This is a genomic window from uncultured Thioclava sp., assembly GCF_913064665.1.
Taxonomy (GTDB): Bacteria; Pseudomonadota; Alphaproteobacteria; order Rhodobacterales; family Rhodobacteraceae; genus Thioclava; species Thioclava arctica.
Window position 1 is genome coordinate 1 of record NZ_CAJYBT010000071.1, and the last position, 9,679, is coordinate 9,679.

General features: G+C 60.6%; 10 protein-coding genes and 1 tRNA gene. 8 read left to right on the forward strand and 3 right to left on the reverse strand.

Going from position 1 to position 9,679, the window contains the following annotated elements:
- Positions 1–71 precede the first annotated feature (71 nt).
- Entirely contained in the window at positions 72–1,406 is a 1,335-nt protein-coding gene (gene tig / locus QZ571_RS17765; RefSeq protein ID WP_295537430.1) for a trigger factor, read from the reverse strand.
- Between the two features lie 529 nt (positions 1,407–1,935).
- Positions 1,936–2,019: transfer RNA gene (locus tag QZ571_RS17770), tRNA-Leu, on the reverse strand.
- Between the two features lie 143 nt (positions 2,020–2,162).
- Between QZ571_RS17770 and QZ571_RS17775 the strand changes: the two genes are divergently transcribed.
- Positions 2,163–2,690, forward strand: a complete 528-nt coding sequence (locus tag QZ571_RS17775; RefSeq protein WP_295537432.1) for a Hint domain-containing protein — start codon at positions 2,163–2,165, stop codon at positions 2,688–2,690.
- An 83-nt stretch (positions 2,691–2,773) separates the two neighbouring features.
- Here the strand turns inward: QZ571_RS17775 and QZ571_RS17780 are convergent, their stop codons facing one another.
- On the reverse strand, positions 2,774–3,637 hold the full coding sequence (locus QZ571_RS17780) for an NAD(P)H-hydrate dehydratase (protein ID WP_366929972.1): 864 nt from the start codon (positions 3,635–3,637) through the stop codon (positions 2,774–2,776).
- Between the two features lie 315 nt (positions 3,638–3,952).
- Between QZ571_RS17780 and QZ571_RS17785 the strand changes: the two genes are divergently transcribed.
- From QZ571_RS17785 to fabG, 7 genes are all read left to right on the forward strand, one after another.
- The gene (locus tag QZ571_RS17785) at positions 3,953–4,291 is read left to right on the forward strand and encodes a P-II family nitrogen regulator (RefSeq protein WP_295537433.1); all 339 of its coding nucleotides are present in this window, start codon (positions 3,953–3,955) and stop codon (positions 4,289–4,291) included.
- A gap of 72 nt (positions 4,292–4,363) precedes the next feature.
- The gene (gene glnA / locus QZ571_RS17790) at positions 4,364–5,773 is read left to right on the forward strand and encodes a type I glutamate--ammonia ligase (RefSeq protein ID WP_295537434.1); all 1,410 of its coding nucleotides are present in this window, start codon (positions 4,364–4,366) and stop codon (positions 5,771–5,773) included.
- A 266-nt stretch (positions 5,774–6,039) separates the two neighbouring features.
- Complete coding sequence (locus QZ571_RS17795) at positions 6,040–6,699, forward strand: helix-turn-helix domain-containing protein (protein WP_295537438.1); 660 nt, start codon at positions 6,040–6,042, stop codon at positions 6,697–6,699.
- Positions 6,700–6,786: 87 nt separating this feature from the next.
- Complete coding sequence (locus QZ571_RS17800) at positions 6,787–7,146, forward strand: group 1 truncated hemoglobin (RefSeq protein ID WP_295537435.1); 360 nt, start codon at positions 6,787–6,789, stop codon at positions 7,144–7,146.
- Between the two features lie 308 nt (positions 7,147–7,454).
- Positions 7,455–7,874: a glyoxalase superfamily protein gene (locus QZ571_RS17805; protein WP_295537436.1), complete on the forward strand. Its 420-nt coding sequence runs from the start codon at positions 7,455–7,457 to the stop codon at positions 7,872–7,874.
- A 111-nt stretch (positions 7,875–7,985) separates the two neighbouring features.
- Positions 7,986–8,915, forward strand: coding sequence for an ACP S-malonyltransferase (gene fabD, locus QZ571_RS17810; protein ID WP_295537437.1), 930 nt, complete (start codon positions 7,986–7,988; stop codon positions 8,913–8,915).
- Between the two features lie 79 nt (positions 8,916–8,994).
- Positions 8,995–9,679 (forward strand): 3-oxoacyl-ACP reductase FabG (fabG, locus tag QZ571_RS17815; protein WP_295537439.1); only part of this gene is annotated, 685 nt, incomplete at its 3' end.

Consider the following 9,679-nt stretch of genomic DNA (forward strand, 5'->3'; position numbering starts at 1 on the left):
ATCCGCGCCCTACGCCAAAGCAAAAAGGCCGCCCCGAGGGGCGGCCTTTCGCATAATCCAGTCGATATGGCTCAGAGTTCGTCGAGCGCTTCGATGGCTTTTTGCAGATCTTCCTTGGTGACCTCTTTATCGGTCACTTTGGCCACGCCGGCGATGTAGTCGACGACCTTGTCTTCAAAGATCGGCGCGCGCATCTGCTGTTGCATCTGCTGGTTTTGCTGCACGAATTCGAAGAACGCACGTTCCTGACCCGGGTATTGACGGGCTTGGTTCATGATCGCTTGCGTCATTTCGGCATCGGTGACTTCGATCTCTTGCTTGCGACCGATTTCAGCCAGCAACAGACCCAGACGCACGCGGCGCTCGGCCAGCGAGTTGTGCTCATCCGTGGTTTCGATCTCGCCATGGTCATGGCCGTGATCTTCGGGATGCTCTTCGTGATACAGCTGATGCGCGATCTGCTTGGCTTCGGCCTCAACAAGGCTCGGGGGCAGGTCGAACTTCACCTTGGTGTCGAGCTGGTCGAGAAGACCACGCTTCATCACCTGACGTGCGGCACCCTGATACTCGGCCTCAAGACGCTCTGCGATTTGGCCCTTCAGACCCGACAGGTCCTCGGCGCCGAATTGCTTGGCCATCTCGTCGCTGATTTCGGCAGCTTTGGGCGCTTTGACTTCATGCACGGTGCATTTGAACAGGGCCTCTTTGCCCGCCAGATGCTCTGCGCCATATTCGGTCGGGAAGTTGACGGTCACGTCGACATTCTCGCCGACTTTCTTGCCGATCAGCTGCTCTTCAAAACCGGGGATGAACGAGCCCGAACCGAGTTCCAGCGGGTAACCTTCGCCTTTGCCGCCTTCGAATGCTTCGCCATCAACGAAACCTTCAAAGTCGATCACGACCTGGTCGCCGGTTTCCGAGGCAGCGCCGTCAGCGCGGGCTTCGAAATTCTTGGCGGTCTTGGCAAGGCTTTCCAGCGCTTCGGTGATCGCGGCCTCTTCGGCTTTGACAACCAGACGGTCGAGCGTGACATCGGACAGATCGGCATCGGGGATCTCGGGGAGGGCTTCGTATTCGACGGTCACGACAACATCGTCACCCTCTTTCCACTCTTCGCCGCCCTTCATTTCGATTTTCGGCTGCATCGCGGGGCGATCGCCGGTTTTTTCGAAATGCTCGCTCATCGCGCCATCAACCGATTCCTGCATCGCTTCGCCAAGGATGCGCGGGCCGAAGTTCTTACGCAGCATTGCCATCGGGACTTTGCCCTTGCGAAAGCCCTTCATCTCGATCTCGGGCTGAGCCTCGACCAGCTTGGCGTTGACCTTGTCGTCCAGCTCTTTGGCGGTGATGGTGATCTCATAGCCGCGCTTGAGGCCGTCGTTGAGGGTCTCGGTGACCTGCATGGAATGTCCTTTATCTCTTAACGCCGCGCGGATCGCGGCCGGTTCGCAATTTCAGCCGCCCTTCTAGGGGGCGCGCGCCTTGGTGGCAAGGCGAAAACAGGCGTGCGCGGATCATCTCGGTGTCATGTATTTCCCCAAACATCGCCGCGCGGGCGCCATGAAATCGGCCGAGGGTGGGGGCATTGGGGTCGGAGCGATTGATTTGATTTCGGTATGTGTCAGGAAAATACGATTTTAAAAAGCGTGCAGGGTGCTGTGTCCGGCTTGGCGACAGGGGGGGGCATGTTGAGCAAAATTGATGTCGGACGTCGTGTCCTCTATGCCTGCTTTGGCGTTCGTTCCCTTGGTCCCGGCCGCATTTTTGGGGCGGGCGTCTGCGGAACCCTTTCCGATCTCCCGACAGTTCGGTGATAGGATTCAGCTTCAATGTAACGGACATCGAAATGCTCTCGCTGTGTCCAAGACTGTGTCTCGGAACAACGACGCAAGTACTTGTTCGTCAATGGAAAAGGGTTTCAACCGAAGTTGATGGTGCGGGTGAAGGGACTCGAACCCCCACGCCAAAGGCGCCAGAACCTAAATCTGGTGCGTCTACCAGTTCCGCCACACCCGCATGCGGGGCGTAATAGCAACAGCAGTGAGCGCTGGAAAGGGGGTGCTTGCTTTTTTGCTCGCATCTTTGGCGTGGATGCGCCTAAGCTGTTGGAAAGGCGCAAAAGACGCCGCATGACTTGAGGCAGATAAGCAGGTATCACCATGGGCAAAAGCGGTCCGGGGTGCGATGGGGTGAGCGCCTTGTTGCACGAATTGATCGATTTGAAGGCCGGCACGCGCGACGACGCGAGTGCCGATAGTCGCGATTTGGCCGGTGCGATTGCACAGGGCGCGCGGATTTACACATTGGATGGGGCGTTGCCCATCGAATATCTCGAGCCGGGCGATCGCATCATCACGCGCGCTGGGGCGCGCAGGCTGCGCGCTGTGCGCAGCGGGGATTATGTTGGACCGTTGGTGCGCGTGGCGCCGGGCGCGTTGGGGCATGATCGCCCCGGTGCGCCGTTGCTGCTGGGTCCGCAAGCGCGCCTGTTGCTGCGCGATTGGCGTGTGAAGCTGATCTATGGCAAGCAGGAGGCATTGGTCGCGGCTTGTTCGATGATTGATGGGCAATATGTGACCAAGGGCAACGGGCGGGCGCGCATGTTCGTGCTGGAATTTGACGGGCCCGAAGTGATCTATGTCGATGGCGTCGAGGTTGCGATGACGCCTGCGCGCGTCACCGCCTAAGGTCATCTGCGGGGCGGGCGGGTCGCGCCCAAGCACGCCGGGGCATGGGGCGCGCCGTGTTCTCGGCCTGCGATGACATCCGCTTACAGCCCAATCTCACGAAAGACGCGGGGGAGCATTTCGGGCAGGTCTTCAGCGATCAGGCCGGGGCCAAAGGCCCGCGCCGCCTCGACATGGAGCCAGGCCCCGGTGCAGGCTGCATCAAAGGGAGTGAGCCCGCGCGCCATCAACCCTGTGATCAGTCCCGCCAACACATCGCCCGCGCCCGCCGTGGCAAGCCAAGGAGCAGCGCGCGCGCCGGTCGCAGAATGCAGCGCGGTTTTGCCACTCGGATCTGAGATCGTGGTCTCGGCCCCCTTGAGCAGCACGGTGCAGCCCGCGCGCTTGGCGGCCTTCGCAGTCGCCTCGATCTTATGCGACAGGGGCGTTTCAGGGGCGCTGAGCGCGTCAGCCAAATCCGGGAAGAGGCGGCGAAATTCCCCCATATGCGGGGTCAAAACGACGCTCTCGTGCAGCTGCGTGAAAAGATGCTCGGGCTCTTCATCAAAGGCGGTGAGCGCATCGGCGTCCAGTACCGTGGCGCGCGCGCCCCACAGGGCGGCGGGCACCATTTCAAGCGCGCGTTTGCGCCCAAGTCCGGGGCCAAGGCACAGCGCGTTCAAACGCTCGTCTTGTAGTAGGCCGCGCAGGCTGTAGCTGTCGGGCAGGGCGGCGAGCATGATTGCGGTCAATTGCGCGGCCTGTTCGTAAAATGACGCGGTCGGGGCGGCGATGGTGACCAGTCCGGCCCCCACGCGCAGGGCGGCGCGCGCGGCCAGTCGGGCCGCCCCCCCCTGACCCGCGCCCCCTGACAAGATCACCGCATGGCCGTGGCCGTATTTATGTGCCTGCGGCGATTTCGCGAGATTGGCGCGCATGCTTTCGCTTAGGGCAATCTGGTGGGTCATGGGGCCTCCGTCGGGGGCGTTGGGCAATGGAAAAGACGCATACGGTCTAGCGGCGCTGTCTGAGGATTTGGTGAATTCTGCAGGGCCACTGGCGTGAGGATGTGCTCTGCGCCAAAGACATACAACAGGGCAAGGGGGGAGTTTGCGCCCAAAAGTTTCAAAACTGCTGAATTTTTGCGCCATCTGCCCGAAAAGAGGGCGCGCCTTTGGGATTCCCCGCTTGCACCAAGATACACCCAGCCTCGCCGATTGCGAGGGCTGTAGGAAAGTGGTCTGAGGGGGTCGGTAACAAGACCAGACGGGGGAGTCGGCGGCATGAAAAAAGTTGAGGCGATCATTAAGCCCTTCAAGCTCGACGAAGTGAAAGAAGCGCTTCAGGAAGTCGGAATTCAGGGGCTTTCGGTGATTGAAGTCAAAGGGTTCGGACGCCAGAAAGGCCATACCGAGCTGTATCGCGGCGCCGAATATGTCGTTGATTTCCTGCCCAAAGTCAAAATCGAGATGGTGCTGCCCGACGATCTGGTCGATGCCGCCATCGACGCAATCACGCAGGCCGCGCGCACCGAAAAGATCGGTGACGGCAAGATATTCGTCTCTTCAATGGAGCAGGCGATCCGCATCAGAACCGGCGAATCCGGCGACGACGCGCTGTAAGTTTCCCCAATTCGGCCCCACGCGCCTTCGGGTCGGGGCCTTCCCAATGCTCAACGAAAGGGATTTAGCGACATGAGCAAGATAAAGGACGCTGTAAAGCTGATGAAGGACGAGGAGGTCGAATATGTCGACGTCCGGTTTACCGATCCGCGCGGCAAACTACAGCACGTCACGCTGATCAACACCGAAGTCGATGAAGATTTCTTCGAAGAAGGCTTCATGTTCGACGGCTCGTCGATTGCTGGCTGGAAGTCGATTGATCAATCCGACATGAAACTGATCCCCGATGCGGGCTCGGTTTATATCGACCCCTTCTACGCTGAAAAAACCATGTGCGTGCATTGCACCGTGGTCGAGCCCGACACCGGCGAGGCCTATGATCGTGACCCGCGCGGCACCGCCGAAAAAGCCGAGGCCTATCTGAAAGCCTCGGGTATCGGCGATCAGTCGTTCTGGGGGCCGGAAGCCGAATTCTTCCTGTTCGACGACGTGCGCTATTCGGTCGAGATGAACAAAGTGTCCTTCGAGGTCGACGCGATCGACGCCTCGTGGAACACCGACACCTCGTATGAAATGGGCAACATGGGCCATCGTCCCGGCATCAAGGGCGGCTATTTCCCGGTGAACCCGATCGACGAGGCGCAAGATCTGCGTTCGGAAATGCTGTCCACCATGAAGCGCATGGGGATGAAGGTCGACAAGCATCACCACGAAGTGGCGAGCTGTCAGCACGAGCTGGGTCTGGTCTTTGGTTCGTTGACCCATCAGGCCGACGAGATCCAGAAATACAAATACGTCATCCACAACGTGGCCCATGCCTATGGCAAGTCGGCGACCTTCATGCCCAAGCCCATCTCGGGCGATAACGGCACCGGGATGCACGTCAACATGTCGATCTGGAAAGACGGCAAGCCATTGTTTGCAGGCGACAAATACGCCGATCTCAGCCAAGAGGCGCTGTATTTCATTGGTGGCATCCTCAAGCATGCCAAGGCGCTGAACGCGATCACCAACCCCTCGACCAACAGCTACAAGCGGTTGATCCCGGGCTTTGAGGCCCCCGTGCTGCGCGCCTATTCGGCCCGCAACCGCTCGGGCTGTGTGCGTATTCCGTGGGCCGAGAACCCCAAGGCGAAACGTGTCGAGGCGCGCTTCCCCGATCCTTCGGCAAACCCCTACCTGTGCTTTGCAGCGCTGCTGATGGCGGGTCTTGACGGCATCAAGAACAAGATCGACCCCGGCCCGTCCTCGGACAAGGATCTGTATGATCTGCCCCCCGAAGAGCTGGCCGCGATCCCGACCGTGTGTGGTTCGTTGCGCGAAGCACTGGACTCGCTGGAAGCGGATCACGAGTTCCTGCTGGCGGGCGACGTGTTCACCAAAAGCCAGCTTGAGGGCTACATGGCGCTCAAGTGGGAAGAGGTTTATGCCTACGAGCATTGCCCCCATCCGGTGGAATACAAGATGTATTACTCCTGCTGAGGCAGGGTGTGATGAATTTGGAAAAGGGCGCCTTCGGGCGCCCTTTTTCGTGGTGGGGAGAAGGGCTGTCTAGCGTGAGCCCGAACGTGACGCATTGCGGCGGGCGAAAAGAAGCTATGGAAGTTTCGCGTGTCGTTCGGATCGCTCCGCTGCAATTCGAATGAAGTTGGGCGTTAATAATGCTATGCTACTTCTTTAGGTCATTTGGGCCTAGGGAGGGCTCTTGGATGACGAAGGGGAGCTATGGGCAATTCTGCCCGGTTGCGATGGCATCCGAGGTTCTGTGCACGAGATGGACCATGGTTCTTGTGCGTGAACTCGTGGCAGGCTCGACCCGGTTCGGGGATCTGCGACGCGGCGTTCCCCGGATGTCTCCGACACTTCTGTCACAACGGCTCAAGGAGCTTGAAGCGGCTGGGATCGTCCTGCGCACGCCGGTCGCCGATGAGATCGGCATTCACGATTACCAACTGACGCCGGCCGGACAGGATTTGAAGCAGGTCGTCGAATCCTTTGGTGTTTGGGGGCAGAAATGGGTCAAGACTCAGGCCACTCTTGAGAACCTCGATCCTGCGCTTTTGATGTGGGACATGCGGCGCAATATCAATCCCGCGCCGCTGCCACCGCAACGCACTGTCGTGCAGTTCTGCTATCCGGAACTCCCCGCCAATCGTCGCGAATGGTGGCTGATCATCGACCCCAAGGCAAAGGTCGAAGTCGATCTGTGTTCGACGGATCCGGGGTTTGATGTCGACCTTTGGGTCACCACGGATCTCAAAACCATGACCGCCATCTGGATGGGGCTGTCTTCGGTGCGCGAGGCGCAATCGAAGCTTTTGGTGGATGGTGACCCGGCCTTGGCCCGGTCCATGGCGCAATGGTTGGGCCTTAGTCCTTTCGCCGCACAGAAGAAGATCGCGGGCTAGCTGTCGCCCCTTGGGAGTCCAGTTTCAGGACTATCGAGGGTTTCTGGTTTCTCTCATGCTTGCCCCTCAAGACAATGGAGAAAGCTGATGACCGATACCCTTTACGCGCGCCTTGGAGGTGCCGACGCAATCGCCCAAATCGCATCCGACCTTGTTGACTTCCACATTGCCAACCCGTTGATTGGCAAGCGTTTCGCAGGCAGCGATCCGGTCGCTATAAAAAAGAAGGCCACGGATTTCTTTGTGATGGGGTCGGGTGGTCCCAACAATTATGATGGGTTGGACATGCTCAGCGCCCACAAACACATGAACATTTCCGACAACGAATATATGGCGGCTGTCGATGATCTGATGAAGGCGCTGACGAATGCTGACGTGGGGGATCACGAGAAAGCGGAAGTGCTCTATATCTTCCACACGCTTCGTCCCGACGTTGTTGGCGTCTGACGGTCGCGCACTGTTCTGTGGTCTTCCCTGCAACGCATCGCGTTCAGCGTCTTTGGGCGGGTCGCCCGGATCGCCCAATCTGCTGGTGCAAATCCGTTTTGACCTTGGTGCAACGCGCTGGGTTGGCATTTGTCCTCACCCCTTGACAGCCAGCCCTGCGCCTCCCATTTGACCGCCTTGGTGCCCGGATGCCAGCCGCCCGCGGGGAGACCTTTGGTGAAATTCGGATATTTTAAGCTCTCTTATCGGGGGCGTTACGGCAATGCGGGCACCGGAGCGGTGGGATTATCCCCCGTGGAGACGACATAATGATTGCGAAAGATATCAAAGAGGCCAAGGCACAGGCGCATCGTCTGGCCGATGCAATGAAGCGGGCGGGCCAACCCGTCAGCCTGTCGCGAGCCTATGAGATCCATGCGCAGGCCTCGGGGCATGCGGATTGGAACACGATGGCGGCGGCGCTGAAGGCGCCGGTCGGGCAAGGGCTTGCCTTGGGCGAGCCGGTGCGCGGGCGTTACATGGGACAGCCGATCACGGGCCGCGTGCATGCACTCAAACGCAAAGGGGCCGAGCATCTCGAGATCGAGATCGCGCTCGATACTCCGGTGGATGTGGTGCAAAGCGCCGCGTTCAGTTCGCTGCGCCGACGGGTGCGCGCGACGATCGGGCCGGATCGGCGTTCGGTCGGGCGGCGCTCGGACGGGGTGGCGCATTTGGATTTGAACTGAGAGAGAGGGCGGGGCGCACGGCCTCGCCCTTTTTCTATCCGCTTGCACAACTTGCCCCAAGGTCGCGCGCGCGCTATTGGGACTGCAAAGAAAACGCAGGAGGAGGCCGAGATGAGCCGAGCATTCGTATTTCCCGGGCAGGGCGCGCAGACCATCGGCATGGGGCGCGCATTGGCGCAGGCCTATCCGGCTGCGCAGGCGGTGTTTGACGAGGTGGACGCGGCTTTGGGCGAGAGCCTGAGCGCGCTGATCTGGGAAGGCGAGGCTGAGGCGCTGACGCTGACGGCGAATGCGCAGCCTGCGCTGATGGCGACCTCGATTGCGGCGATGCGCGCGCTGGAGGCCGAAGGGTTTTCGGTGAGCGATGCGGCCTTTGTAGCGGGGCATTCGCTGGGTGAATATTCGGCGCTGTGTGCGGCGGGGGCGTTGAGCCTGTCTGATACCGCGCGGCTGTTGCGCCTGCGCGGTGAGGCGATGCAATCGGCGGTGCCGGTGGGTGTGGGCGCTATGGCGGCAGTGCTTGGGCTTGATTTCGCGGCAGCCTCGGCGGTGGCGCAAGCGGCGGCGCAGGGGCAGGTCTGTCAGGCCGCCAATGACAATGATCCCTCGCAGGTGGTGATTTCGGGCCATAAAGAAGCGGTCGAGCGCGCCACGGTTCTGGCCAAGGAAGCCGGGGCCAAACGCGCGGTGATGCTGCCGGTGTCGGCCCCGTTCCATTGCGCATTGATGCAGCCCGCCGCCGATGCGATGGCAGCGGCTTTGGCCGATGTTGCGATCAAAGCGCCTGTCGTGCCGCTGGTGGCCAATGTGCGCGCTGAGGCCGTGAGCGACCCCGATCTGATCCGCCAGTTGCTGGTGGAGCAGGTGACGGGCTCGGTGCGCTGGCGCGAGAGTGTGGCCTGGATGGCCGGTCAGGGCGTGGATGAGATCTGGGAGATCGGCGCGGGCAAGGCGCTGTCGGGCATGATCCGCCGCATCGCCAAGGACGTGACATGTCGCGCAGTGGGCACGCCCGAGGATATTGCGGCGCTGAAGGGCTAAGGGCGCGCCGGGGGATCTTCCCCCGGACCCCCAGGAGTATTTTTGGCCAGATGAAAGCCAGATGAAGAAAGGTTCGCAGATGTTTAATCTTACTGGAAAATGTGCGCTTGTGACCGGGGCGTCCGGGGGCATTGGTGCCGAGATTGCGCGCGCTCTGCATGCGGGCGGTGCGGTTGTGGCGCTGTCGGGTACGCGGGTGGAGCCGCTGGAGGCATTGGCCGCTGAATTGGGCGAAGGCGCGCATGTGTGCCCCGCAAATCTGAGCGATGCAAGTTCGGTCGAGGCGCTGCCCAAGGCGGCGATCACGGCGATGGGGGGCTTGGATATTCTGGTCAATAACGCCGGGATCACGCGCGACGGGCTGAGCATGCGGATGTCAGATGATGATTGGCAATCGGTGATTGATGTGAACCTGACGGCGGCGTTTCGTCTAATGCGCGGATCGTTGCGCATGATGATGAAGGCGCGCTGGGGGCGCATCATCAATATCACCTCTATTGTCGGTCAGACCGGTAATCCGGGACAGGTGAATTATGCTGCCGCCAAGGCCGGGCTGGTGGGTGCGTCGAAATCGATGGCGCTAGAGGTTGCGAGCCGGGGTGTGACGGTGAATTGTGTCGCGCCGGGCTTTATCGCGACGGCGATGACGGACAAGCTGAATGACGATCAAAAGGGTGCGCTGATGGGCCAGATCCCGGTCGGGCGGATGGGCACGCCGAACGAGATCGCAGCGGCTGTGCGCTATTTGGCCAGCCCCGAGGCGG